Raw genomic sequence first — 26,431 nt, 5'->3', positions numbered from 1 at the left:
ATCCTCTACGAAATTCGTAAACCTGGTTAAACCGCGGCGGCCCCCGAGACGATCTCGGTGAGTTCCTGAGTAATGCTGGCCTGACGAGCTTTGTTGTAAACCAACTGCAGCTCTTTAATCAGGCTGCCGCCATTATCGGTCGCGGCTTTCATCGCCACCATACGTGCGGCCTGCTCGCTGGCCAGGTTTTCAACAACACCCTGATAAACCTGAGATTCCACATAACGACGCAGGAGCGTATCCAGCAGCGCCTTCGGATCAGGTTCATACAGATAATCCCAGGATTTACGCTTCAACTCTTCATCTTCTTCTGCCGGTAATGGCAGCAGTTGAGTAATGGTTGGAACCTGAGACATGGTGTTGATAAATTTGTTGCTGACAATATAAAGCTTGTCCAGACGACCTTCGTCGTAGGCCTGCAACATCACTTTAACCGAGCCGATCAGTTCGGACAGAGATGGGTTATCACCCATACCGGTCACCTGGGCGACAACGTTGCCACCAACGGAATTAAAGAAAGACACGCCTTTCGAGCCGATCATAGCGAGGTCGCTCTGAACGCCTTTATCGGACCATGCTTTCATATCCGCCAGTACTTTCTTGAACAGGTTAATGTTCAAGCCGCCACACAGACCACGGTCGGTCGACACCACCAGGTAGCCCACGCGCTTAACGTCGCGTTCTTCCAGGTAAGGGTGCTTATATTCCAGATTACCATTCGCAAGGTGACCAATCACTTTGCGCATGGTATCTGCATAAGGACGGCTGGCCGCCATGCGATCCTGCGATTTACGCATTTTGGAAGCGGCGACCATTTCCATCGCTTTAGTGATCTTTTGCGTGTTCTGGACGCTTGCGATCTTACTACGTATCTCTTTTGCGCCGGCCATGAGCTTCTCCTCAATGCCTTGCGGCCTGCCCTAAGGCAGGCCACCAGACGTTACCAGGACTGGGTTGCTTTGAAGGAATCGAGGATGCCTTTCAGCTTGCCTTCGATTTCGTCGTTATAGCCACCGGACTGGTTGATCTCTTGCATCAACGGAGCGTGGTCACGGTCAACGTAAGCCAGCAGAGCGGCTTCGAAGCTACCGATTTTCGCCAGTTCTACATCCGCCAGATAACCACGTTCTGCTGCGAACAGAACCAGAGACTGCTGCGCAACGGACATCGGCGCATACTGTTTCTGTTTCAGCAGTTCGGTCACTTTCTGACCGTGGTCAAGCTGTTTACGGGTTGCATCGTCAAGGTCAGATGCAAACTGGGAGAACGCTGCCAGTTCACGATACTGCGCCAGCGCGGTACGGATACCACCGGACAGTTTCTTCATGATCTTGGTTTGCGCTGCGCCACCAACACGGGATACGGAGATACCCGGGTTAACCGCAGGACGAATACCGGCGTTAAACAGGTTGGTTTCCAGGAAGATCTGACCATCGGTAATCGAAATTACGTTGGTCGGAACGAACGCGGAAACGTCACCCGCCTGCGTTTCGATAATCGGCAGAGCGGTCAGAGAGCCGGTTTTCCCAGTCACTTCACCTTTGGTGAAGGCTTCAACGTATTCGGCGTTAACACGCGCAGCACGCTCCAGCAGACGAGAGTGGAGGTAGAATACGTCGCCCGGGAATGCTTCACGTCCTGGCGGACGACGGAGCAGCAGGGAAATCTGACGGTAAGCAACGGCCTGTTTAGACAGGTCATCATAAATGATCAGTGCATCTTCACCGCGGTCACGGAAGTATTCGCCCATTGCGCAGCCTGCATACGGAGCCAGGTATTGCAGTGCGGCAGATTCAGATGCGGTTGCAACCACAACGATGGTGTTAGCCAGCGCGCCGTGTTCTTCCAGTTTACGTACCACGTTAGAAATGGTGGACGCTTTCTGGCCGATGGCCACGTAGACGCACTTGATGCCGGAATCACGTTGGTTGATGATGGCGTCGATTGCCAGAGCGGTTTTACCAGTCTGACGGTCACCGATGATCAATTCACGCTGACCACGACCGATTGGAATCATGGCGTCAACGGATTTATAGCCGGTCTGTACCGGCTGATCGACGGACTGACGTTCGATAACGCCCGGTGCGATAGCTTCAACAGCGGAGAAGCCGTCGTGCTCCAGCGGACCTTTACCATCAATCGGCGCACCCAGGGTGTTCACAACGCGGCCCAGCAGACCACGACCAACCGGAACTTCCAGGATACGACCCGTACATTTAACCTTCATGCCTTCGGCGAGGTCAGCATACGGACCCATCACAACTGCACCCACGGAGTCGCGCTCCAGGTTCAGTGCGATAGCGTAACGGTTACCCGGCAGGGAAATCATCTCACCCTGCATACAATCGGCCAGGCCGTGAATGCGGATAACACCGTCACTTACAGAAACAATAGTACCTTCGTTGTGAGCTTCACTCACAACACTGAACTGAGCAATGCGCTGCTTGATCAGTTCGCTGATTTCGGTGGAATTCAGTTGCATGCTCCAGTCCCCTTAAGACTGCAAGACGTCTGCGAGGCGTTCAAGACGGCCGCGTACGCTACCATCAATGACCATATCACCCGCACGGATGATAACACCTGCCATTACAGACTTATCGATTTTGCAATTCAGCTTAACTTTGCGTGACAGACGTTTTTCCATCGCGGCGCTGATTTTCGAAAGCTGTTCTTCACTCAGTGCGGTCGCAGAGGTCACTTCGACTTCTGCGATAGCCTCGCTGGCTGCACGCAATTGAACAAACTGCTCAAGAACATCAGGAAGCACTTTAAGACGACCATTTTCAGCCATCACCCGAATCAGGTTCTGACCGTTGTCGTCAAGTTGCTCCCCACAGACTGCGATAAACGACTCGGCAAGCGTTTCCGGCGCAATAGCACCGGAGAGAAGCTCTGCCATATGTTCGTTTTTCGTCACCTCGGCCGCGAACGCCAGCATATCCTGCCAGCGATCAACACCCTGGTGTTCGACAGCAAAGTCAAAAGCTGCTTTGGCGTAGGGGCGAGCTACCGTTACAAATTCAGACATCGGCCCCTCCCTCCTTACAGTTCAGCGACCAGTTTATTCACGATGTCGCTGTTAGCAGCTTCATCCACGGAACGCTCGATGATCTTCTCGGCGCCAGCAACAGCCAGCAGAGCCACTTGTTTACGCAGCTCTTCGCGAGCACGTTTACGCTCGGCGTCAATTTCCGCCTGAGCCTGCGCCACGATTTTGTTACGTTCCTGCTCGGCTTCTGCTTTCGCTTCGTCCAGGATCTGAGCACGGCGTTTGTTCGCCTGCTCAATGATGACCTGAGCTTCTGCTTTCGCTTTTTTCAGCTGGTCGGTCGCATTGGCCTGTGCAAGGTCCAAATCCTTCTTAGCTCGTTCCGCAGAAGCCAAACCGTCAGCGATTTCTTTCTGACGTTTTTCAATGGCTGCCATTAATGGCGGCCATACATACTTCATGCAGAACAGAACGAACAGGACAAACGCGATGGCCTGGCCGAGGATTGTTGCGTTTAGATTCACAGCACAATGCCTCTTATCTGGTTAACGTTCTAAATACTTGCTGTAAAAAGCAACCCTTACTACGCGACAGCAAACATCACGTACAGACCCAGACCTACAGCGATCATCGGGATTGCGTCCACCAGACCCATAACGATAAAGAACTGAGTACGCAGAAGAGGAATCAGATCAGGTTGACGCGCTGCGCCTTCCAGGAATTTACCCCCGAGGATGCCGATACCGATCGCAGCACCGATTGCCGCCAGACCCATCATAATAGCGGCAGCCATGTACAGCAGATCCATATTCAGGTTTTCCATGACAGTCTCCAGATTGTTTCAGTTAAAACGTAGTAGTGTTGTTAAAAATCAATGCTCTTCAGACGCCATCGACAGATAGACGATCGTCAGAACCATGAAAATGAAGGCTTGCAGCGTAATAATCAGGATGTGGAAAATGGCCCATGGCACATTCAGGATCCACTGTGACCACCACGGCAACAGACCAGCAATCAGAATGAAAATCAACTCACCGGCATACATGTTGCCGAACAGTCGCAGACCGAGAGAAACCGGTTTGGACAGCAGGCTAACACCTTCCAGGATAAGGTTGACCGGGATAAACACCGGGTGGTTGAACGGCTGGAGTGTCAGCTCTTTAGCAAAACCACCCAGGCCTTTCATTTTGATGCTGTAGAACAGAATCAGGATAAATACGCCCAACGCCATCGACAGGGTGATGTTCACGTCCGCAGACGGCACCACGCGCAGCGCAGGCAGACCCAGTACATGCTCAGCAATGTACGGCAGCAGGTCGATAGGCAGCAAATCCATCAGGTTCATCAGGAATACCCAGACGAAAATCGTCAGGGCCAGTGGCGCGATAAGCTTGCTTTTGCCATGGTACATGTCTTTCACGCTACCGTGGACAAAACCAATAACCAGCTCAATCGCGGTCTGGAATTTCCCCGGGACGCCGCTGGTGGCCTTTTTGGCTACGCTACGGAACATCACCAGGAACAACAGACCCAGAACCACCGAGAAAAACATGGAGTCAATGTTGAGAGTCCAGAAGGTGGCCGGGGGGTTATGCGGATCCACCAGCGAAAGCGTACGAAGGTCAATCTGAAGGTTATTCAGATGGTGGCCTATGTACTCCTGCGGTGTTGAGATTTCTCCTGCAGACATGATGCCTCTTACCCTTTGTTGTTAATTACAGCGGGTGCCAGTATCTGAACAACCAGCACCGAAACCCACGTGACTATCAGCGGTAAAAACACCGCCTTTAAAACTGCCAGCGCCACCACCAGCAACACGAATGTTGCTAACACCTTGAACACTTCGCCGAAGGCGAAGGACCAGGCCACTCGGCCTCTGGCTGGTGTATGCGCCTGATGACGCCAGGCAAAAATCATAAACAACATATTCGGCAGAAAGACTGCCATACCACCGCACACGGCGGAAGTGCCCCAGAAGGGGTCTTTGAGGCTAAACAGCAATCCGCTTGCTATTACCGCCAGAAACTGAATAAGCAGAAGCCTGAGAGCAACATTTCGACCCAAGAGCGACACAGACATCACTTTTAACTCCTGCTCACTTCGAGGTAGGCCGCGTGTCGTATAAAACGTTCTTTAAGGCCCGGAGTCAAGCATCAAAAAGCGGTCAAATTATACGGTGCGGCCTCGTGATTTCAAACAATAAGTAGCGAAAAGGTGAATAAATGTTTAAATAATTTTCTCGAGGGCTATTTTCCAACTTTTAGCGAAACTGTGAACCATCATGCACAATGTTGAATAACGCGAAACACCTGTTGCTAAAGCGTGCACCAGATCACAAATTAAACATTTATGCACTCGCCAAAATATTGTCATCGGGAATTTGCGCCTTTTCATCTTTTTGATATTACAGATGATTACTGACAACTCTTTTTAAAACAGCTCGGTATACAATAAAAACCTTTCATTGACATTTATAATAATCATTTAACATTCATCAATACGTGCAACCGTCGATTTTTAGCAGACTGATATTTTCGCTGTTGACTATTTTCATGGTTAAGCAAAATTACGGCGTTAAAACTTAGAAAAAACGAAGTGAAATATGCGTTAAATGTAACCGAACGTATCACTGTTTTTTACGCCGTTTTTTAACATTCAGAAAACAGCACGAATTCTACATTTTTTGATAAAAATTAAATTTTGTTTGCCTTAATGACCACGAGATGTCGGTCACCCTCAAGGTGAGGCACGTCTAATTTGACGATAGATTCTACTGAAAACTGAGCAGGCAGTGTGTCAATTTCATCATTTGGAATCAAACCCTTAAGCGCATAGAACTTGCCTTGTGCTCCTGGCAGATGCTGGCACCAGTTCACCATGTCATTCAATGATGCGAATGCCCGGCTGATGACGCCATCAAAAGGCGGCTCGGCCGGAAAATCTTCGACACGACTCTGTACGGGAGTGATGTTCGTCAGATGAAGCTCATGCTGAACCTGGCGCAGAAAACGGACACGTTTACCCAGGCTATCCAACAGGGTGAAGTGTGCATCAGGAAGAACAATAGATAACGGGATCCCCGGCAGACCTGGCCCCGTTCCGACATCGATAAACTGCTCACCCTGCAAGTGCGGCGCAACCACGATGCTATCGAGGATATGGCGAATCAGCATCTCGTTCGGGTCACGTACGGAGGTCAGGTTGTAGGCTTTGTTCCATTTGTGGAGCATTTCGACATAGGCTACCAGCTGGTTTTTCTGGTGATCGGTGAGCGAAATACCTGCTTCATCGAGCAGACGAGAAAGTTTATTGAGCACGTGATTACCTGTCTGAAAAATATACCCGGTGGCGTTAACGCTTACCGGGCTTTAAATCTGTTGTGCTGACAGGCAACGCACTCTCTGCCAGCACATGTTTCATGAAGAGTATCAGGCGCTACGGCGCAGCATACCCTGTTTTTTCAACCAGACCAGCAGAATGGAGATCGCGGCAGGTGTGATCCCGGAAATACGCGATGCCTGTCCGATGGAGGCCGGTTTGTGATCGTTTAGTTTCGCGATCACTTCATTCGACAGGCCGCTGACCTGACGGTAATCCAGCGATGCAGGTAACAGCGTATTCTCGTTACGCTGCTGTTTTTCAATTTCATCCTGCTGACGCGCGATATAGCCCTCGTACTTCACCTGAATCTCAACCTGCTCAGCCGCCTGTTCGTCGCTCAGACCTGGAACGAACGGTGCCAGTTGTACCAGTTGGTCGTAAGTCATTTCCGGGCGACGCAACAGATCTTCACCGCTGGCTTCACGAGACAGCGGTGCCGTCAGGTTTTTATTCACTTCCGGCGCAGCTTCCGAGGTTGGGTTCACCCAGATAGATTTCAGACGCTGACGTTCACGTTCGATATTTTCGAGTTTCTCGTTGTAGCGCGCCCAGCGTTCGTCGTCCACGAGGCCAAGCTCACGGCCGATTTCGGTCAGACGCAGATCGGCGTTATCTTCACGCAGCATCAGGCGATATTCGGCACGGGAGGTGAACATGCGGTACGGTTCTTTGGTACCCAGTGTGCAAAGATCGTCAACCAATACGCCCAGATAAGCCTGCGAACGTGCCGGTGCCCAGCCTTCTTTCTCGGCAGAGAAGCGTGCAGCGTTCAAACCAGCCAACAGCCCCTGGGCCGCAGCCTCTTCGTAACCAGTGGTGCCGTTGATTTGACCAGCAAAGAACAGCCCATGAATATATTTACTCTCCAGGGTCGGTTTCAGGTCACGCGGATCGAAGAAATCGTACTCAATGGCATAGCCAGGGCGAACGATTTTGGCGTTTTCCATCCCCTGCATCGAGCGGACGATTTTCATCTGTACGTCGAACGGCAGACTGGTGGAGATACCGTTCGGGTAAAGTTCGTTAGACGTCAGCCCTTCCGGCTCCAGGAAGATCTGGTGCTGGTTGCGATCGGCAAAGCGCATCACTTTATCTTCGATCGACGGGCAGTAGCGTGGCCCGATCCCTTCGATCACGCCAGCGTACATCGGGCTGCGATCGAGGTTATTGCGAATAACCTCATGGGTTTTCTCGTTGGTGTGGGTGATGTAGCACGGCACCTGACGCGGGTGTTGCGCGGCATTGCCCATAAACGAGAAGACCGGCATCGGATTGTCGCCGTGCTGCTGCGCCAGGACACTGAAATCAATGGTACGAGCGTCAATGCGCGGCGGCGTACCGGTTTTCAGGCGGCTTACGCGCAGCGGTAGTTCACGCAGACGACGAGAAAGGGGAATGGACGGCGGATCGCCTGCACGGCCACCGCTGTAGTTATCCAGCCCGATGTGAATTTTGCCGTCAAGGAATGTCCCGACGGTCAAAACAACCGCTTTAGCGCGGAATTTCAGGCCCATTTGCGTGACTGCCCCCACCACGCGATCGTTTTCCACAATCAGATCTTCTACCGCCTGCTGAAAGATCATCAAATTCGGCTGGTTTTCCAGCGCGGTACGCACAGCCTGACGGTAAAGTACGCGATCTGCCTGTGCTCGGGTCGCACGAACTGCCGGGCCTTTACTGCCGTTTAGTATCCTAAACTGGATACCCGCCTGATCGATCGCTTTTGCCATCAGACCGCCGAGTGCATCCACTTCTTTTACCAGGTGTCCTTTCCCAATACCGCCAATGGCCGGGTTGCAACTCATTTGCCCCAGCGTGTCGATATTGTGTGTCAAAAGCAGAGTCTGTTGACCCATACGCGCTGCGGCCATCGCGGCCTCAGTGCCTGCATGACCCCCGCCAATGATGATGACGTCAAAAGGATCCGGATAAAACATGGTGTATTGCCTCGCGTAAAGCGGTTAGAAAGTGGATTGATGCCTGGGCCGTGGATTCTACTCAACTTTAGCTCAGTGAGAAAGCATCAGGATCCCGGGTATTAAAAAGAAGATCTTTATATAGAGAGATCTGTTTTACTGTGATCTCTTATTAGGATCGCCTTGTCTTGTGGATAACCCGGATCCTGATATGAAGATCATGATGTTAGCCTGGATCATTAGCTGTGAATGATCGGTGATCCTGGTCAGTATAAGCTGGGATCAGAATGGGTAGTTATACACAACTCAAAAACTAAGCGATGGTTATACTTTGGATAACTACCGGTTGATCAACGCTTTTAAGCATAGTTATCCACACTCGATCGCGCGATCTTTAATCGATATTGAGTAAATTAATCCAGGATCCGAGCCAAATTTCAGCCGGATCTTCAGGAATGTCATGATCAAGGATGTTGATCTTCGCTGTTTCACCTAACTGTTTTGCCCCACAGGCTTTCAATGAAACCTCGAGTTTTTCAATCGCACCGCAAAAGGTGTCGTATTCGCGGCTGCCGATGCCAATCGCGCCAAAGCGTACGGCAGAAAGGTCAGGTTTTTGTTCATTAAGATCCTCATAAAACGGCTGGATGTTATCCGGCAGATCGCCTGCGCCATGGGTAGAACTCACCACCAGCCAGGTTCCTGCCTGCGGCAGATCTTCCAGTAACGGGCCGTGCAGGGTTTCGGTTGTAAAGCCTGCTTCTTCCAGTTTTTCCGCCAGGTGTTCCGCTACATATTCTGCGCCACCCAGGGTGCTGCCACTAATAAGCGTAATATCTGCCATCAGGTCCACTCCGGTTATGAACTGCGTATTGTACGCTGTGAATGGGCTGGGATCTACCTGTGGACAATATGGGTATTAACGGTGGGGTAAAACGCCCTGTTACGGGCGGATCGTACGCATGATGGGGTTTTGCAAAGAGATCAGCGTTTCAGTGGACTGGATTTCATCAATTGTTTGGATCTTGTTGATAAGCACCTGTTGCAGAGCATCGATCGAGCGACACATAACCTTAATAAAAATGCTGTAGTGGCCAGTGGTGTAGTAGGCTTCTGTCACCTCTTCCAGGCTTTCCAGGCGCGCCAGCGCGGAGGGGTAGTCTTTTGCGCTTTTAAGGATAATGCCGATAAAGCAGCAGACGTCATAACCTAATTGTTTGGGGCTGACGTCAATTCGCGCGCCGGTAATAATCCCCGCCTGCTTCATTTTCTCTACGCGAACGTGAATTGTCCCTGGGCTTACACCGAATTGCTTGGCAAGCTCAGCGTAAGCAGTACGCGCATTCGCCATTAAGGCGTCAAGGATGCCTCGGTCCAGATTGTCGATCTGATAATTTTCCATAGGTTTTTCTTATGATGAATAAACATTCTGCCTATTTTAGCGGCTCATTTTAACGAATCAAAACCCTGTCCGGCTTTTTTGTTGTTGATTATTGAATAAAGGCGAGATTTTGTTGCTTAATCGTTTGCAACAGAACAAAGGAGTTAAAAAATGAAATCCGCTTACATCAGCAAACAACGTCAGATCGTATTCGTGAAGTCGCATTTTTCCCGCCAGCTTGAAGAAAAATTGGGGCTAATTGAAGTTCAGGCACCGATTCTAAGCCGTGTAGGAGATGGGACTCAGGATAACCTGTCGGGCTGTGAAAAAGCGGTACAGGTAAAAGTCAAAAACCTGCCGGATGCGCAATTTGAAGTTGTCCACTCGCTGGCCAAATGGAAACGTCAGACGCTGGGACAACATGATTTCAGCGCTGGCGAAGGGCTATACACGCACATGAAAGCCCTGCGTCCGGATGAAGACCGCCTCTCCCCAATCCATTCTGTTTATGTTGATCAATGGGACTGGGAACGCGTACTGGGTGATGGCGAACGCCACACCGGCACGCTGAGATCAACGGTTGAAGCCATCTATGCCGGGATCAAAGCAACCGAAGCGGCAGTGAGCAAAGAGTTTGGTCTGACGCCCTTCCTGCCAGCTCAGATCCACTTCGTGCACAGCGAAGAGCTGCTGAGCCGTTATCCGGGGCTGGATGCAAAAGGGCGTGAACGCGCAATAACCAAAGATCTGGGCGCAGTCTTTCTGATGGGGATTGGCGGGAAACTCAGCGATGGCCAGCGACACGATGTCCGTGCACCAGATTACGACGACTGGAGTACGCCCGGTGAGACAGGTTTGCACGGCCTGAACGGTGATATTCTGGTATGGAACCCGGTACTGGAAGATGCGCTTGAGCTCTCTTCTATGGGGATCCGCGTAGATGCTGATGCACTGAAGCGTCAGCTTAACATCACGGGTGATGAAGATCGTCTGCGTCTCGACTGGCACCAGGCGTTGTTGCGCGGTGAGATGCCGCAAACGATCGGTGGTGGTATTGGCCAGTCTCGTTTGACGATGCTGCTACTGCAACTGCCGCACATCGGCCAGGTTCAGTGTGGCGTATGGCCTGCACAGGTTCGCGAGACCGTCGACGCGTTGCTGTAATTAGCGGCGCCAGCGCCTGAGCAGACGGCTTCTCATCCCGGTATCAAAGCGCCAGATATGATCGAAGATGCGCATGATGCCGGGTTTTCCGTGTGCTGACATCGCAACGGCGTGAAAACGGTGCTGGTGTACAGCCTGTAGTTCCTTAACCTTGCTTATCACATCGTCTGGCAGGCGCTGGGCGATAAAGTCAGAGATAACCACCGCGTCGGCGTCATACCACTCCCCGCCCTGCATGCGTTCAATAATGGCGCGAAAACAGCTCGCTAAATCTGTACCGCCGCGAAAACGCTGGCTCAGAAAGCGGATAGCATGCTCCAGCCCTTGCTGGCAGGTCAGCTCGTAACGCACGACCTCGCTGGAAAACAGCATAATAAAGCAGCGTCGTTTGTCTGCCAGCGCCACGCGCATCAGCGCCAGGCAGAAGGCTTTTGCGCACTGTTCATTGAACCCGCCCATCGAACCGGATGTGTCCACACATACAATGAACGGCCCGCGCGGCTGTTCATCGAAATCCTGATGAATAACCGGGCGCTCAACCTCTCTTTCCCGCCAGGCATCGCCATGCAGGCGGTAGGTCAGCAGTTGTTTTTCTACCAGCCGACGGTAGAACTCATATTCCAGTTCGGTGATACCCAGCGTCGCCAGTTCAGGCGGCAACAGACGCAGGATATCGTCGCTTTGATGCAGCCCGTCAACCTGCTCCGGCACGGTAGAGGGTTCGCGCACCAGCATACGGAAGGTTTCCATGGGGGCATCTTTGCGCGGAACGGATTTTGCCTCGCGGGAACGCCCAAGTTGTTCCGCCAGTTGCTTGAGTTCCGGCTGCTCGGTCAGGAAGTCACCGTATTGCACGATAAGTCGGTAATCGCCGCGCTTAATTTGCCCGGCGCTCATATCCCATAACCGCCCGGCGGCATTTTCGTTTTCAATCAGCACCGGTTCAAGCTGGCCGCTTAGGGTCATGCGTTCCTGTACTTCACTGAGTAACTGCTCGCGTTCCTCTTCCAGGAGTTGCTGATTAAACGCGGTTGTCTGTACCACCAGGCTTAACCGCCAGCGCTGTAAGAAAAGCGTTTGTAACGCCGGGGTAAAGGTCGGGTTGTCCTTCACCATTGCGTTTGCCTGAGCGGCAAACGGCGAGCGAAGCTTATCCAGAAGCGTCAGGATTTGCGGCAACTGAACGACGAACTGTGAAGTGGAAAGCAACTGACTCTGCTGATAGCAGAGCACTTCTTCGGCAAGTTCTGGCGGCACCTGTGTCTCTTTCAGGTGATTTTTCAGCGCTTCGCGCCAGCGGGGGACATCTTCGGTAATGACGTGCCTGAGTTTGGGGAATTTCTCGAAAAAAATAGCCAACTGAGGAGAGGCCAGTAAGGCGACGATAAGCTCTTCTACTATCGTCTCTTCACTGATGGCCAGCAGGGCATTAAGCGTATCCAGTGTCAGCATTGAAGCGCCTGTTGTATCTGCGCGCGAACATCCTGCAGGCTGGCTTCAATACGACCCAGCCAGTCGCCGGGGATAAACAAACATTTTTGCTGTTCGCTAAAACGCGTGTGCTGCTGGTGCCAGAGTGTGTCGAGCGCTTCCAGTTGCTGCTTTATTTCTTCCGGCACATGGGTTGCCGTTCCACCTGGTAAAGCAAGACGGGAACCCTGCAGGCTGATATCGCGGATCAACAGATGCAAACTGGTGTCGACTTCAAGGTTAAGGATCTGCGCGAAGCCAATGCCGTTAAGTTTGCCTCGGATCTCTCCGCCTTTTGCCAGCCACTGGGCCAGCGCGGCGCGTTCGATAGTCACATGAATGACCTGCATGTCATGCAATTTTAACGGTTGCTGGAGCAACAATGTCAGCGTGCTGTCTTGCAGATCTTCCGGCAAATCGTAATGCGGACGACGGCTGAACATACCGCCCTGGCGCGAAACTTTGAGGGCCGTTTTGTCGCTGTGCTGCTGCTGGAGCTGGATGTTACGCTGCGCAATCGCGCCCAGTTGCGTCAGCATGGATTGCTGCTGCCACGCGTGCCCGGTCATCAATATTTCCAACTGATTTTGCATCAGACGCATGCTTTCAGCGTCATGCCACAGGCAGTCTTTCAGCAAGATCAAATCCACAGGGGCCACCGCATCGCGTCCGCTGAAAAAGGCGCTGGCCTGAAGCAGGCGAATGGCCTTTTTCCAGCGACGGTCAGAGACATAAGGCGCAGTAGGTAAGTTATCAAGCTGCTGGCGTAGCATGAAAATCAGCTCAAAAACGGCGTCGGGTAACTTCACCTGCACGATGTCCTGCTGCCAGCGCGCATAGTCCTCATCGCTGATTTGCAGATCAGCTGGCACCGGATTATCGCTTTCATCCTGCTGGCTGATAAGCATCGAGCGGAAGTTACTCTTATCCTGCACTTTATCGAGCCACAGGCGAATCAACATGCGGTCATAGAGTGCTTCGAGGCTGCTGTCAGCCTCGGGCAGTTCGTTAGACGCTGCCACCAGCAAGCGCATGGGAATTTTCTCTTCCAGCGCGCCGTTGCGAAAGCGACGTTCGTTAATGGCGGTTAATAGCGTATTCAGGATCGCCGGGCCGGCTTTCCAGATTTCGTCCAGAAACACAATCTCCGCTTCCGGCAGATAGCCATGTGTTAAACGTTCATAACGCCCTTCATCTTTCAGCGCCTGAATAGAAAGAGGACCAAACACCTCTTCGGGTGTGGAGAAGCGGGTCATCAGATATTCAAAAGCGCGGGCATTTTTAAAGGCGAATTTCAGGCGGCGGGCGATCAAGCTTTTGGCGATACCCGGCGGGCCGAGCAGAAAGACGCTTTCACCACTTAACGCGGCCAGCAGGCACAGGCGAATAGCGTGGCTACGCTCAAAAAGACCTTTTTCCAGCGCGCTACTTAAGCGGGAAATTCTTTCTGCTAATAAATGTGAGTGAGCCATAATTGATTTGCATCCTTTCGCCGCGATTCCGGCTTGCAACTGCGAGTATAGACGTTTCGATAAAGGCTTGTAATAGACTGAACAACGGCATCATTTTCTTTGCGCCAGGTTAATACGGTCGCAATTAGGGGGTACGATTTCATAAATAATCGTGCATACTGTGCGCTTTTTGTGGGCCAAGGGACTAAGCACACATTTGTCATTCAAACAAAAGATTAGTCTATGAGCACTGATAATAAGCAATCGTTGCCCGCGATAACACTCGCGGCTATTGGGGTTGTCTACGGTGATATCGGCACCAGCCCGCTTTATACACTTCGTGAATGTTTGTCAGGTCAATTTGGTTTTGGGGTTGAACGCGACGCCGTCTTCGGCTTTTTGTCGCTCATCTTCTGGCTGCTGATACTGGTCGTCTCGGTTAAATACCTAACTTTTGTCATGCGTGCAGATAACGCGGGTGAAGGTGGGATCTTAACGCTGATGTCGCTGGCAGGACGGAATACCTCCGCCAGAATGACCTCCGTGCTTGTTATCATGGGGCTTATTGGCGGCAGTTTCTTCTATGGTGAAGTGGTCATTACACCCGCCATCTCAGTGATGTCGGCTATAGAAGGGCTCGAAATCGTCGCACCATCGCTGGATACGTGGATTGTTCCGTTGTCCATTTTGGTGCTCACGCTGCTGTTTATGATCCAAAAGCACGGTACAGGGCTGGTGGGCAAACTCTTTGCTCCCATCATGCTGGCCTGGTTTTTGATTCTGGCGGTGCTGGGTGCGCGCGGTATTATCAGCAACCCTGAGGTACTGCAGGCGCTTAATCCGGCGTGGGCGGTCAATTTCTTCCTTCAATACAAAGCCGTCTCGTTTGTTGCGCTGGGCGCAGTGGTGCTTTCTATCACCGGGGTAGAGGCGTTGTATGCGGATATGGGCCATTTCGGTAAGCTGCCCATTCGCCTTGCGTGGTTTATCGTGGTGTTGCCATCACTGGCGCTGAATTACTTTGGTCAGGGGGCGTTGCTGCTGAAAACCCCGGAAGCGATCAAAAACCCGTTCTTCCTGCTGGCTCCTGAATGGGCTCTGATTCCGATGTTGATCATCGCGACGCTGGCGACGGTCATTGCGTCTCAGGCGGTTATCTCGGGCGTATTCTCTCTGACGCGTCAGGCAGTGCGTCTGGGTTATCTCTCGCCAATGCGCATTATCCATACGTCGGAGATGGAATCCGGGCAGATCTACATTCCCTTTATTAACTGGCTGCTCTACTTCGCGGTTGTTATCGTGATTGTGAGTTTTGAACACTCCAGTAATCTGGCGGCGGCTTATGGTATTGCGGTGACAGGTACAATGGTGCTGACGTCGATTCTTTCTATGACCGTGGCGCGCAAGAACTGGCACTGGAACAAAATGGTTGTTGGTCTGTTGCTTACGATGTTCCTGTTTATCGATGTGCCGCTTTTCTCCGCTAACCTCGATAAGTTGCTATCCGGTGGCTGGTTACCGTTGAGTTTAGGTCTGGTCATGTTCATCGTGATGACCACATGGAAGAGCGAGCGTTTCCGCCTGCTGCGCCGCATGCATGAGCACGGCAACTCACTGGAAGCGATGATTGCCTCGCTGGAAAAATCGCCGCCAGTGCGAGTTCCGGGTACGGCGGTATATATGTCCCGCGCGCTGAATGTGATTCCGTTTGCTATGTTGCATAACCTGAAACATAACAAAGTACTGCATGAACGTGTGATCCTGCTGACGCTACGTACAGAAGATGCGCCCTATGTGCACAATGTGCGTCGTGTGCAGATTGAGCAACTCTCGCCGACGTTCTGGCGTGTGGTAGCCAGCTATGGCTGGCGTGAAACGCCAAATGTGGAAGAGGTGTTCCACCGCTGCGGCCTGGAAGGGCTCAGTTGCCGCATGATGGAGACATCCTTCTTTATGTCTCATGAGTCGCTGATTGTGGGTAAACGGCCCTGGTATCTACGGCTGCGTGGCAAGTTATACCTCCTGTTGCAACGCAATGCGCTGCGTGCGCCGGACCAGTTTGAAATCCCACCCAACCGGGTTATCGAACTCGGTACACAGGTCGAAATTTAACGCCTTTTAAACCCCTCTTCGTGAGGGGTTTTTGTTATTTCTCGTCTGCAATTTTATATAAGTAAGATTACTTGTGTTTTCTTTCTGCAACGCGCGCGAAACGTTTCGATTTCGATCACACTTCTGTAATGCCATGGTGGTTTTCTGAACATTCTCAGGTCTACACTGAGATCAGCGAAACGTTTCGCTAATGGAGCATAAAATGAAAAAAGGTACTGTTCTCAACGCTGAAATCTCGTCGGTCATCTCCCGCCTTGGGCATACCGATACGCTGGTGGTTTGTGATGCAGGCTTGCCTGTGCCGAAAAGCACCGCGCGTATTGATATGGCATTAACCCAGGGGGTTCCGTCCTTTATGCAGGTACTGGAGGTGGTCACCGCCGAGATGCAGGTTGAAGCAGCTATCCTCGCGTCGGAAATCGAACAGCAGAATCCACAGCTCCACGAAACGTTGCTCAATCACATTGAGCAGCTGCAGCAACACCAGGGGAATACCATAGAAGTTCGTTATGTTTCACACGAACAATTTAAAAAACACACCGCGGACAGTCAGGCGGTGATTCGCAGCGGGGAATGTTCCCCGTATGCGAATATCATTCTCTGTGCTGGCGTCACCTTCTGAGGCCATCATGGACGCATTACTGCAACTCAAAGGGATCGATAAAGCGTTCCCGGGCGTGAAAGCCCTGTCTGGCGCCGCGTTAAATGTTTATCCCGGCCGCGTCATGGCGCTGGTCGGCGAAAATGGCGCGGGCAAATCCACGATGATGAAAGTCCTGACCGGCATCTATACCCGTGATGCCGGTTCATTACTGTGGCTGGGTAAAGAGACCACCTTTACCGGACCGAAATCCTCGCAAGAAGCCGGCATCGGCATTATTCACCAGGAACTCAACCTGATCCCCCAGCTCACCATTGCCGAAAATATCTTTATCGGCCGTGAATTCGTTAACCGCTTTGGCAAAATCGACTGGAAAAAGATGTATGCCGAAGCCGATAAGCTGCTGCTTAAACTGAATCTCCGCTTTAAAAGCGACAGGCTGGTGGGTGAGCTTTCCATTGGCGATCAACAGATGGTCGAGATTGCGAAGGTCCTGAGTTATGAGTCGCAGGTCATCATTATGGATGAACCGACCGATGCCCTGACCGATACCGAAACTGAATCCCTTTTCCGCGTCATTCGCGAATTGAAAGCGCAAGGGCGCGGGATTGTCTATATCTCTCACCGTATGAAAGAGATCTTCGAGATTTGCGATGATGTGACCGTGTTCCGCGACGGCCAGTTTATCGCCGAGCGTGAAGTTGCAACGCTGACCGAAGATACGCTTATCGAAATGATGGTTGGGCGCAAACTGGAAGATCAATACCCGCGCCTCGATAAAGCGCCGGGCGATATCCGTCTGAAAGTCGATAACCTGTGCGGCCCAGGCGTGAACAATGTGAGTTTTACCCTGCGCAAAGGGGAGATTCTGGGCGTGGCGGGTCTGATGGGCGCCGGGCGTACCGAACTGATGAAAGTACTTTATGGGGCGTTGCCGCGCACCAGCGGGAGCGTCACGCTGGATGGTCATGAAGTGGTTACCCGTTCACCGCAGGATGGCCTGGCGAACGGTATCGTCTACATCTCCGAAGACCGCAAGCGCGATGGTTTAGTGCTGGGTATGTCGGTTAAAGAGAACATGTCGCTGACGGCGCTGGGTTATTTCAGCCGTCCGGGTGGCAATTTAAAACATAAAGAAGAGCAGCAGGCGGTGAGTGATTTCATTCGTCTGTTCAATGTCAAAACGCCATCAATGGAACAGGCTATTGGCCTGCTTTCTGGTGGTAACCAGCAGAAAGTGGCTATCGCACGCGGTTTGATGACGCGCCCGAAAGTGCTGATCCTCGATGAGCCGACCCGCGGCGTTGACGTCGGGGCGAAAAAAGAGATTTACCAGCTTATTAACCAGTTCAAGGCCGACGGCCTGAGTATCATTCTGGTGTCATCGGAGATGCCAGAAGTCTTAGGTATGAGTGATCGCATCATGGTGATGCATGAAGGGCATCTCGGCGGTGAATTCACGCGCGAGCAGGCCACTCAGGAAGTATTGATGGCTGCCGCAGTGGGCAAGCTTAATCGTGTGAATCAGGAGTAAAAAAGATGACTACCCAGGCTGTTTCTGGTCGCCGCTATTTCACCAAAGCGTGGTTGATGGAACAAAAATCGCTGATTGCCTTGCTGGTGCTGATTGCCATTGTGTCGACCATGAGTCCGAACTTTTTTACCGTCAATAACCTGCTGAATATCCTGCAGCAAACCTCCGTGAACGCCATTATGGCGGTTGGCATGACGCTGGTTATTTTAACTTCCGGGATCGATCTGTCCGTCGGTTCTCTGCTGGCGTTGACCGGTGCGGTTGCCGCGTCGCTCGTCGGTATGGAAGTGAATGCGCTGGTGGCTGTCGCCGCCGCTCTGGCGCTGGGGGCTGCTATTGGCGCGGTAACCGGGACTATCGTGGCGAAAGGGCGAGTGCAGGCGTTCATCGCAACCCTGGTCATGATGCTCTTACTGCGCGGTGTGACGCTGGTGTACACCAACGGGAGCCCGATCAACACTGGTTTTACGGATAATGCAGATGTCTTTGGCTGGTTTGGTATTGGTCGCCCGCTGGGGATCCCGACACCAGTATGGCTCATGGCAATTGTCTTTATCGCCACCTGGTACTTACTGCATCACACCCGTTTGGGCCGCTATATCTATGCGCTCGGGGGAAATGAAGCCGCAACACGTTTGTCCGGTATCAGCGTCGATAAAGTCAAAGTGATTGTCTACTCTTTGTGTGGGCTTTTGGCGTCGCTGGCGGGCATCATTGAAGTTGCGCGCCTCTCCTCAGGGCAACCGACTGCAGGTACCGGCTATGAGCTCGATGCTATCGCTGCGGTGGTGTTGGGCGGTACCAGTCTTGCAGGTGGTAAAGGGCGCATCGTTGGGACATTGATCGGCGCATTGATTCTCGGCTTCCTGAATAATGGATTGAATTTGTTAAGTGTTTCATCCTATTACCAGATGATCGTTAAAGCAGTAGTGATTCTGCTGGCGGTCTTGGTAGACAACAAAAAGCAGTAATTACCTACACTACAGGACATCATGATATGAACATGAAAAAACTGGCCACTCTGGTTTCTGCTGTTGCACTGAGCGCCACCGTAAGTGCGAACGCGATGGCGAAAGACACGATTGCATTGGTTATTTCCACACTGAACAACCCGTTCTTCGTCAGCCTTAAAGATGGCGCGCAGAAAGAAGCGGACAAACTGGGTTACGATCTGGTTGTGCTGGATTCACAAAATAACCCGGCAAAAGAGCTGGCTAACGTTCAGGACTTAACGGTACGCGGTACCAAACTGCTGCTTATCAACCCGACTGATTCCGACGCTGTAGGTAACGCCGTGAAGATGGCGAATCAGGCAAACATTCCGGTTATCACCCTTGACCGTGCTGCTGCGAAAGGCGAAGTGGTAAGCCACATCGCTTCGGATAACGTGCTGGGCGGTAAAATTGCTGGCGACTACATTGCCAAGAAAGCCGGTGAAGGCGCGAAAGTTATCGAACTGCAGGGTATTGCGGGGACATCTGCTGCCCGTGAGCGTGGCGAAGGCTTCCAGCAGGCTGTTGCCGCCCATAAATTTAACGTCCTGGCGAGCCAGCCGGCTGACTTTGACCGTACAAAAGGCCTGAACGTTATGCAGAACCTGCTGACGGCGCACCCGGATGTACAGGCAGTGTTTGCACAGAACGATGAAATGGCGCTGGGTGCGATGCGCGCCCTGCAAACTGCAGGTAAAACAGATGTGATGGTGGTTGGGTTTGACGGTACGCCTGATGGCGTAAAAGCCGTAAATGACGGCAAAATGGCGGCGACGATTGCTCAGCTTCCGGAAATGATTGGCGCGAAAGGCGTAGACACCGCAGCACAGGTGCTGAAAGGTGAAAAAGTCCACGCCAAAATCCCGGTAGACCTGAAACTGGTTATCAAACAATAAAAATCGTCAGGCTATCTCACCGGGATAGCCTGAAAAAAGCATCAAGAAAAGCAGAGCTCGCGCCACCCGCTGGCGGGTGGCGCATTTTAATGGACAAGCTCATCATGAAAACCACAGGCAAACTTGTTGTCCTCGGTAGTATTAATGCCGATCACATTCTTAACCTTGAATCATTCCCAACCCCCGGGGAGACCGTTACCGGCACGCAATATCAGATTGCATTCGGCGGTAAAGGTGCAAACCAGGCGGTGGCTGCCGGGCGCAGCGGTGCGGATATAGCCTTCATTGCCTGCACGGGTGATGACGACACCGGTGAACGTGTCCGTCAGCAACTCATTAGCGACAACATTGATGTGGCGCCTGTTAGCGTGATTGCTAATGAGTCGACCGGCGTGGCGCTGATTTTTGTTAATGGCGAAGGTGAGAATGTCATCGGTATTCATGCGGGTGCGAACGCGGCGCTCTCTCCGGCACTTGTTGATGCCCAGCAGGAGCGTATTGCCCAGGCTTCCGCGCTGTTAATGCAACTTGAATCCCCGGTAGAAAGCGTTCTGGCCGCAGCGCGTATTGCCCATGCGAACCAGACCATTGTGGCGCTCAACCCCGCTCCGGCACGTGAGCTTTCTGATGAACTGCTGGCGCTGGTGGATATCATTACACCGAATGAAACCGAAGCCGAAAAACTGACGGGTATTAATGTTGCCAGCGATGAGGATGCGGCGCGCGCGGCGCAGGTACTACACGGCAAAGGCATTGATACAGTCATCATTACGCTGGGAAGCCGTGGTGTCTGGGCTAGCGTGAAAGGCGACGGTCGTCGCGTTCCTGGCTTTAAAGTGAAAGCCATTGATACCATTGCAGCCGGGGATACCTTTAATGGTGCTCTGATGACCGCACTGCTGGAAGACTTCGCGCTGGATGACGCTATTCGTTTTGCTCATGCGGCGGCGGCCATTGCTGTCACCCGCAAAGGCGCGCAACCGTCTGTTCCGTGGCGCAAAGAAATTGACGATTTCCTGGCTAAGCAGGGGTGATGATTGGCTACGATGAAGGATGTGGCCCGGATGGCGGGCGTATCGACGTCAACCGTTTCGCATGTCATCAATAAAGATCGCTTTGTCAGTGAAGCCATCCGCGAAAAGGTGGAGTCCGCGATCAAGGCGCTCAACTATGCGCCGTCTGCGCTGGCGCGCAGCCTGAAAATCAATCAAACCCGCACTATCGGGATGTTGATTACTGCCAGTACAAACCCTTTCTACTCTGAACTGGTGCGTGGCGTGGAGCGTAGCTGCTTTGAGCGCGGTTATAGCCTGGTGTTATGCAATACCGAAGGGGATGAGCAGCGCATGAACAGCAATCTTGAAACGCTGATGCAAAAGCGTGTCGATGGTCTGCTGCTTTTATGTACGGAAACGCATCAGCCTTCCCGGGAAATTCTGCAGCGTTACCCCTCGGTGCCCACGGTGATGATGGACTGGGCTCCGTTTGATGGGGACAGTGACCTTATTCAGGATAATTCTCTGCTCGGCGGCGACATGGCGACGCAGTACCTGATCAATAAAGGGCATACCCATATTGCCTGTATTGCTGGCCCGCTAGATAAAACGCCTGCCCGCCTGCGCCTCGAAGGTTATCGTGATGCGATGGCCCGCGCGGGCCTGACCATCCATGACGGTGATGAGATTATTGGCAACTTTGAGTTCAGCGGCGGCTTTGAAGCAATGCAGATGCTGCTGGCGCTGGAAGCGCGCCCGCAGGCGGTATTTATTTGTAATGATGCGATGGCTGTCGGGGCTTATCTGGCACTGTATCAGGCCGGGCTGCGTGTGCCGCAGGATATTGCCATTGTTGGTTATGACGACATTGAACTGGCGCAGTATATGACGCCACCGCTCACCACTATTCATCAGCCGAAAGATGAACTGGGGGAGCTGGCGATCGATGTGTTGATTCACCGTATCTCTGACCCTACGCAACAACAACAGCGGCTACAGCTTACGCCGGTGTTGATGGAGCGTGGTTCAGCGTAGTATTAATGCTTTTCTTTTATCAGGTTACGACCATCTTTCGGCTTTAACAGCATAAAGGTCAGGGCGGATACCAGGGTGATGGCACCCATCGTCACAAAGGTATAGTGAAACTGCTCCACGGTATTCGCGCTGTCAAACCCTTCGTAAAACCGCAAAACTGCCGCACTGACGGCGACACCAAGGCTGATGGAGAGCTGTTGCGTTACGGCCAGTACACTATTCCCGCTACTGGCGTTTTCGTCAGTCAGGTCGGCAAGCGTAATGGTATTCATAGCGGTGAATTGTGTGGACATGGCCATCCCCAGGATGAACAGCGGTAATATCAGCAGCCACACTTCCATTGACGGTGATTGCAGAGAAAATTGCGCAATCATCAAACCGATAAACAGGGTAATGGCTACCAGTGTTTTCCTGTAACCCAGGCGGCGCAATACCTGGGTGACCATAGATTTTGCCAGAATGGACCCCATTGCCGTCGGCGCCATCATGCATCCGGCAATCAGTGCAGGATAGCCAAACCCAACCTGTAGCATGAGCGGCATCAAAAATGGCACACAGCCCGTCCCCAGTCGCGAAGCAATATTACCGACAATACCCACAGAGAAGGTGCGTGTCTTAAACAGATTGAGCGAGATGAGCGGCGTGGGGTGACGGCGCGCGTGGCGAATATAAAGAAGAAATAATAGCACGCCGCTCAGTATCACGGCCGATGCCAGCCAGCTTGCGACAATTTTCTCGCCAAACAACTCCATGCCACTGGAAAACAGGACCAGGCTCAGGCCGAAGAGGAAAAAGCCGCCGGTATCGAAGCCTTTACGCGGTGTGGTGAAGTTCGGCATATATTTACGTGCATATAAAATCCCGGCTATACCAATCGGAATATTAATAAGGAAGATCCAGTGCCAGCTTGCCCAGGTCACCAGCACGCCACCCAATACCGGGCCGAGGATGGGGCCTACCAGGCCTGGCATAGTGACAAAGTTGAGTACCGGCAGAAGCTCACTGCGCGGATAGGCGCGTAGTAGTGCCAGACGTGCAACTGGCATCATCATTGCACCGCCTATTCCCTGAATCACGCGAAAGCAGACCAGTGCCCCGAGCGACGTCGAGAGTGCGCAGGCCAGTGAACCCAGCGTAAAGAGGGTGACGGCCAGCATGAAGACACGCCGGGTGCCAAAACGGTCCGCCAGCCAGCCGCTTGCCGGAATCAACATGGCGACCGTCAGGGTATAACTGATAATGGCGGACTGCATAGCAAGAGGAGAACGATCAAGGCTTTGTGCGATAGCGGGTAGTGCGGTATTCAGAATGGTGGCGTCCAGCGCCTGCATAAAGAAGGCCATAGCCGCAATCCACGGCAATCCGGCCATACTGCGAGCTTTCTTTTCAGTCATTCTTTGTCCTGTTATTTTGCCGTTGGCGCGTTTGGCGTCTTCAACAGAGTCTGGCAAGCCTGAAAGGCACTATCCCCATCACTTTCCTGAATCGCATCAACAATAGCCTGATGCAGATCGAGCTTTATGGCCTGGTCCTGAGTGATGGAAGTAAAGTAGGTATGGTATATAGAATGGAACAGCGTAGCGAAAGAGATAAGAAAAGGATTAGCACTCATCGTATAAATATGTTCGTGCCAGGACATATCAACTTCAATCCAGCGATCACGGTTAAAGTGCTTTTTCAGATACACCATCTCTTCCATTAATGTATTGAGGTGTGCTTTTTGTTCCGCGCTGCCTAATTGTGCAGCCAACTGGCAAGCTTGTGGTTCGAGACTGTTACGCATAATAAGGAAGTGCTGGATGACTTCATGAAAGTTATCCTCGCTCATCCACCAGACCAGTAATTCTTTATCAAGGAAATTCCAGTTCTCTCTGGGCATAACCCGGGTACCGATGCGCGGGCGAGGAAGCACCATACCTTTCGCTGTTAATGTCTTTACCGCCTCCCTGACCGCTGTGCGGCTTACACCGAACTGCTCACCCAACTCTATCTCGCCAGGCAAAATGCAGCTCGGGGCATATTCGCCTCTCAGAATTTGTTGTGCCAGTTTCTCCGCCAGCACCCATGAGAGGTTTTTTTGCGCGGCAAGCTGTTGTGCGTTCAAAGACATTTATCGCTTCCTTTTATTCTTATTCACTCTTTAGTATGCCACCGGGGCTATTCCTGTGGTGGCAAAAACAGCAAAACAGGTCTTTTACGGTGCTTTTTACCGCGTCTTGTTGAAAAAAGAGACGGTTAAAAACTTTTTTGAAATTTATGCTTGTCACTTCAAAAGAACTCCCTATAATGCGCCTCCACTGACACGGAACAACGGCAAACAAGCCGCCGGGTCAGCGGGGTTCTCCTGAGAGTCCCGGCAGAGAAAAGCGAAAATAAACGCTTGACTCTGAAAGAGGAAAGCGTAATATACGCCACCTCGCAACGGTGAGCGAAAGCCGCGTTGCACTGCTCTTTAACAATTTATCAGACAATCTGTGTGGGCACTCAAAGTGACATGGATTCTTAACGTCCTCGGACGATAAATGAATACCAAGTCTCAACGAGTGAACACGTAATTCATTACGAAGTTTAATTCATTGAGCATCAAACTTTTAAATTGAAGAGTTTGATCATGGCTCAGATTGAACGCTGGCGGCAGGCCTAACACATGCAAGTCGAACGGTAGCACAGAGGAGCTTGCTCCTCGGGTGACGAGTGGCGGACGGGTGAGTAATGTCTGGGAAACTGCCCGATGGAGGGGGATAACTACTGGAAACGGTAGCTAATACCGCATAATGTCGCAAGACCAAAGAGGGGGACCTTCGGGCCTCTTGCCATCGGATGTGCCCAGATGGGATTAGCTTGTTGGTGAGGTAATGGCTCACCAAGGCGACGATCCCTAGCTGGTCTGAGAGGATGACCAGCCACACTGGAACTGAGACACGGTCCAGACTCCTACGGGAGGCAGCAGTGGGGAATATTGCACAATGGGCGCAAGCCTGATGCAGCCATGCCGCGTGTGTGAAGAAGGCCTTCGGGTTGTAAAGCACTTTCAGCGGGGAGGAAGGCAGTACGGTTAATAACCGTGTTGATTGACGTTACCCGCAGAAGAAGCACCGGCTAACTCCGTGCCAGCAGCCGCGGTAATACGGAGGGTGCAAGCGTTAATCGGAATTACTGGGCGTAAAGCGCACGCAGGCGGTCTGTCAAGTCGGATGTGAAATCCCCGGGCTCAACCTGGGAACTGCATTCGAAACTGGCAGGCTTGAGTCTTGTAGAGGGGGGTAGAATTCCAGGTGTAGCGGTGAAATGCGTAGAGATCTGGAGGAATACCGGTGGCGAAGGCGGCCCCCTGGACAAAGACTGACGCTCAGGTGCGAAAGCGTGGGGAGCAAACAGGATTAGATACCCTGGTAGTCCACGCCGTAAACGATGTCGACTTGGAGGTTGTGCCCTTGAGGCGTGGCTTCCGGAGCTAACGCGTTAAGTCGACCGCCTGGGAGTACGGCCGCAAGGTTAAAACTCAAATGAATTGACGGGGGCCCGCACAAGCGGTGGAGCATGTGGTTTAATTCGATGCAACGCGAAGAACCTTACCTGGTCTTGACATCCACGGAATTTGGCAGAGATGCCTTAGTGCCTTCGGGAACCGTGAGACAGGTGCTGCATGGCTGTCGTCAGCTCGTGTTGTGAAATGTTGGGTTAAGTCCCGCAACGAGCGCAACCCTTATCCTTTGTTGCCAGCGGTCCGGCCGGGAACTCAAAGGAGACTGCCAGTGATAAACTGGAGGAAGGTGGGGATGACGTCAAGTCATCATGGCCCTTACGACCAGGGCTACACACGTGCTACAATGGCATATACAAAGAGAAGCGACCTCGCGAGAGCAAGCGGACCTCATAAAGTATGTCGTAGTCCGGATTGGAGTCTGCAACTCGACTCCATGAAGTCGGAATCGCTAGTAATCGTGGATCAGAATGCCACGGTGAATACGTTCCCGGGCCTTGTACACACCGCCCGTCACACCATGGGAGTGGGTTGCAAAAGAAGTAGGTAGCTTAACCTTCGGGAGGGCGCTTACCACTTTGTGATTCATGACTGGGGTGAAGTCGTAACAAGGTAACCGTAGGGGAACCTGCGGTTGGATCACCTCCTTACCTTAAAGAACCTGCCTTTGTAGTGCTCACACAGATTGTCTGATGAAAAGTAAAAAGCAAGGCGTCTTGCGAGTGAGACTTCAGTGTCCCCTTCGTCTAGAGGCCCAGGACACCGCCCTTTCACGGCGGTAACAGGGGTTCGAATCCCCTAGGGGACGCCACTTGCTGGTTTGTGAGTGAAAGTCACCTGCCTTAATATCTCAAAACTCATCTTCGGGTGATGTTTGAGATATTTGCTCTTTAAAAATCTGGATCAAGCTGAAAATTGAAACGACACACAGTGTCTGTTCTCCGTAATAAGAACAGATGACGGTGTGTTCGAGTCTCTCAAATTATCGCAATCAGAAGATGACACTGTAAAAGGTGACGTGAGCGACGTG

Annotated in this window: 22 protein-coding genes, 1 tRNA gene, 1 rRNA gene and 1 pseudogene; 10 read left to right on the top strand and 15 right to left on the bottom strand. The window is 52.1% G+C overall.

Annotation, left to right across the window (positions count from 1 at the left end; all coding sequences use genetic code 11):
- Nucleotides 1-26: 26 nt before the first annotated feature.
- The 11 genes from atpG to asnC form a co-directional block, all read right to left on the bottom strand.
- Complete coding sequence (atpG, locus tag ACS0RQ_RS27295) at nucleotides 27-890, bottom strand: F0F1 ATP synthase subunit gamma (RefSeq protein ID WP_039080005.1); 864 nt, start codon at nucleotides 888-890, stop codon at nucleotides 27-29.
- A gap of 50 nt (nucleotides 891-940) precedes the next feature.
- A complete protein-coding gene (atpA, locus tag ACS0RQ_RS27290) occupies nucleotides 941-2,482 on the bottom strand; it encodes a F0F1 ATP synthase subunit alpha (protein WP_039080004.1) in 1,542 nt (513 codons plus the stop codon).
- Nucleotides 2,483-2,494: 12 nt separating this feature from the next.
- Complete coding sequence (gene atpH, locus ACS0RQ_RS27285) at nucleotides 2,495-3,028, bottom strand: F0F1 ATP synthase subunit delta (RefSeq protein WP_039080003.1); 534 nt, start codon at nucleotides 3,026-3,028, stop codon at nucleotides 2,495-2,497.
- A 14-nt stretch (nucleotides 3,029-3,042) separates the two neighbouring features.
- A complete protein-coding gene (gene atpF / locus ACS0RQ_RS27280) occupies nucleotides 3,043-3,513 on the bottom strand; it encodes a F0F1 ATP synthase subunit B (RefSeq protein WP_007369369.1) in 471 nt (156 codons plus the stop codon).
- 59 nt (nucleotides 3,514-3,572) lie between these two features.
- Nucleotides 3,573-3,812, bottom strand: a complete 240-nt coding sequence (atpE, locus tag ACS0RQ_RS27275; protein ID WP_004393045.1) for a F0F1 ATP synthase subunit C — start codon at nucleotides 3,810-3,812, stop codon at nucleotides 3,573-3,575.
- Between the two features lie 48 nt (nucleotides 3,813-3,860).
- A complete protein-coding gene (gene atpB / locus ACS0RQ_RS27270) occupies nucleotides 3,861-4,679 on the bottom strand; it encodes a F0F1 ATP synthase subunit A (protein ID WP_039080002.1) in 819 nt (272 codons plus the stop codon).
- Between the two features lie 8 nt (nucleotides 4,680-4,687).
- The gene (atpI, locus tag ACS0RQ_RS27265; RefSeq protein ID WP_271849256.1) at nucleotides 4,688-5,068 is read right to left on the bottom strand and encodes a F0F1 ATP synthase subunit I; all 381 of its coding nucleotides are present in this window, start codon (nucleotides 5,066-5,068) and stop codon (nucleotides 4,688-4,690) included.
- A gap of 614 nt (nucleotides 5,069-5,682) precedes the next feature.
- Nucleotides 5,683-6,306 carry a 16S rRNA (guanine(527)-N(7))-methyltransferase RsmG gene (gene rsmG / locus ACS0RQ_RS27260; RefSeq protein ID WP_271849147.1) on the bottom strand — a complete coding sequence of 208 codons (624 nt, stop codon included), beginning with the start codon at nucleotides 6,304-6,306 and terminating at the stop codon, nucleotides 5,683-5,685.
- Nucleotides 6,307-6,417: 111 nt separating this feature from the next.
- Complete coding sequence (gene mnmG / locus ACS0RQ_RS27255; RefSeq protein WP_271849146.1) at nucleotides 6,418-8,307, bottom strand: tRNA uridine-5-carboxymethylaminomethyl(34) synthesis enzyme MnmG; 1,890 nt, start codon at nucleotides 8,305-8,307, stop codon at nucleotides 6,418-6,420.
- A 373-nt stretch (nucleotides 8,308-8,680) separates the two neighbouring features.
- A complete protein-coding gene (mioC, locus tag ACS0RQ_RS27250) occupies nucleotides 8,681-9,130 on the bottom strand; it encodes an FMN-binding protein MioC (protein WP_271849145.1) in 450 nt (149 codons plus the stop codon).
- A 99-nt stretch (nucleotides 9,131-9,229) separates the two neighbouring features.
- On the bottom strand, nucleotides 9,230-9,688 hold the full coding sequence (asnC, locus tag ACS0RQ_RS27245) for a transcriptional regulator AsnC (RefSeq protein WP_039079997.1): 459 nt from the start codon (nucleotides 9,686-9,688) through the stop codon (nucleotides 9,230-9,232).
- A 150-nt stretch (nucleotides 9,689-9,838) separates the two neighbouring features.
- On the opposite strand from asnC, the gene asnA reads away from it, so the two are divergent.
- Nucleotides 9,839-10,831 (top strand): aspartate--ammonia ligase, encoded by a 993-nt coding sequence (gene asnA, locus ACS0RQ_RS27240; protein WP_271849144.1) that lies wholly within the window; start codon nucleotides 9,839-9,841, stop codon nucleotides 10,829-10,831.
- Here asnA and viaA read toward each other — a convergent pair whose 3' ends face one another.
- Entirely contained in the window at nucleotides 10,832-12,283 is a 1,452-nt protein-coding gene (gene viaA, locus ACS0RQ_RS27235) for an ATPase RavA stimulator ViaA (RefSeq protein ID WP_271849143.1), read from the bottom strand.
- On the bottom strand, nucleotides 12,277-13,773 hold the full coding sequence (gene ravA / locus ACS0RQ_RS27230) for an ATPase RavA (protein ID WP_271849142.1): 1,497 nt from the start codon (nucleotides 13,771-13,773) through the stop codon (nucleotides 12,277-12,279). Before ravA ends, viaA begins: the two co-directional genes overlap by 7 nt.
- 222 nt (nucleotides 13,774-13,995) lie before the next feature.
- Here ravA and kup point away from each other — a divergent pair, with 222 nt between their 5' ends.
- From kup to rbsR, 7 genes are all read left to right on the top strand, one after another.
- Nucleotides 13,996-15,864 carry a low affinity potassium transporter Kup gene (kup, locus tag ACS0RQ_RS27225; RefSeq protein ID WP_193794759.1) on the top strand — a complete coding sequence of 623 codons (1,869 nt, stop codon included), beginning with the start codon at nucleotides 13,996-13,998 and terminating at the stop codon, nucleotides 15,862-15,864.
- 202 nt (nucleotides 15,865-16,066) lie between these two features.
- Nucleotides 16,067-16,486, top strand: a complete 420-nt coding sequence (rbsD, locus tag ACS0RQ_RS27220; RefSeq protein WP_039079992.1) for a D-ribose pyranase — start codon at nucleotides 16,067-16,069, stop codon at nucleotides 16,484-16,486.
- A gap of 7 nt (nucleotides 16,487-16,493) precedes the next feature.
- Nucleotides 16,494-17,999, top strand: a complete 1,506-nt coding sequence (gene rbsA, locus ACS0RQ_RS27215; protein WP_039079991.1) for a ribose ABC transporter ATP-binding protein RbsA — start codon at nucleotides 16,494-16,496, stop codon at nucleotides 17,997-17,999.
- 5 nt (nucleotides 18,000-18,004) lie between these two features.
- Nucleotides 18,005-18,970, top strand: coding sequence for a ribose ABC transporter permease (rbsC, locus tag ACS0RQ_RS27210; RefSeq protein ID WP_110295981.1), 966 nt, complete (start codon nucleotides 18,005-18,007; stop codon nucleotides 18,968-18,970).
- 26 nt (nucleotides 18,971-18,996) lie between these two features.
- Nucleotides 18,997-19,887, top strand: a complete 891-nt coding sequence (gene rbsB, locus ACS0RQ_RS27205) for a ribose ABC transporter substrate-binding protein RbsB (RefSeq protein WP_039079989.1) — start codon at nucleotides 18,997-18,999, stop codon at nucleotides 19,885-19,887.
- A gap of 104 nt (nucleotides 19,888-19,991) precedes the next feature.
- Nucleotides 19,992-20,921, top strand: a complete 930-nt coding sequence (rbsK, locus tag ACS0RQ_RS27200) for a ribokinase (RefSeq protein WP_271849255.1) — start codon at nucleotides 19,992-19,994, stop codon at nucleotides 20,919-20,921.
- Between the two features lie 3 nt (nucleotides 20,922-20,924).
- Nucleotides 20,925-21,917 (top strand): ribose operon transcriptional repressor RbsR, encoded by a 993-nt coding sequence (gene rbsR, locus ACS0RQ_RS27195; RefSeq protein WP_103245128.1) that lies wholly within the window; start codon nucleotides 20,925-20,927, stop codon nucleotides 21,915-21,917.
- On the opposite strand, the pseudogene mdtD reads toward rbsR, so the two are convergent.
- Nucleotides 21,883-23,311: pseudogene (gene mdtD, locus ACS0RQ_RS27190) on the bottom strand (multidrug transporter subunit MdtD). The gene rbsR and the pseudogene mdtD overlap by 35 nt on opposite strands.
- An 11-nt stretch (nucleotides 23,312-23,322) precedes the next feature.
- Complete coding sequence (locus ACS0RQ_RS27185; RefSeq protein ID WP_271849141.1) at nucleotides 23,323-24,027, bottom strand: FadR/GntR family transcriptional regulator; 705 nt, start codon at nucleotides 24,025-24,027, stop codon at nucleotides 23,323-23,325.
- A gap of 483 nt (nucleotides 24,028-24,510) precedes the next feature.
- On the opposite strand from ACS0RQ_RS27185, the gene ACS0RQ_RS27180 reads away from it, so the two are divergent.
- Both ACS0RQ_RS27180 and ACS0RQ_RS27175 read left to right on the top strand, forming a co-directional pair.
- Nucleotides 24,511-26,051, top strand: a 16S ribosomal RNA gene (locus tag ACS0RQ_RS27180).
- An 85-nt stretch (nucleotides 26,052-26,136) separates the two neighbouring features.
- Nucleotides 26,137-26,212, top strand: a tRNA-Glu gene (locus ACS0RQ_RS27175).
- Nucleotides 26,213-26,431 lie beyond the last annotated feature (219 nt).

It is taken from the genome of Phytobacter diazotrophicus (assembly GCF_052061655.1).
GTDB classification, from domain to species: Bacteria; Pseudomonadota; Gammaproteobacteria; order Enterobacterales; family Enterobacteriaceae; genus Phytobacter; species Phytobacter diazotrophicus.
Note: the sequence above shows the minus strand (reverse complement) of the source record. Positions and strands in the feature narration are given on the sequence as shown.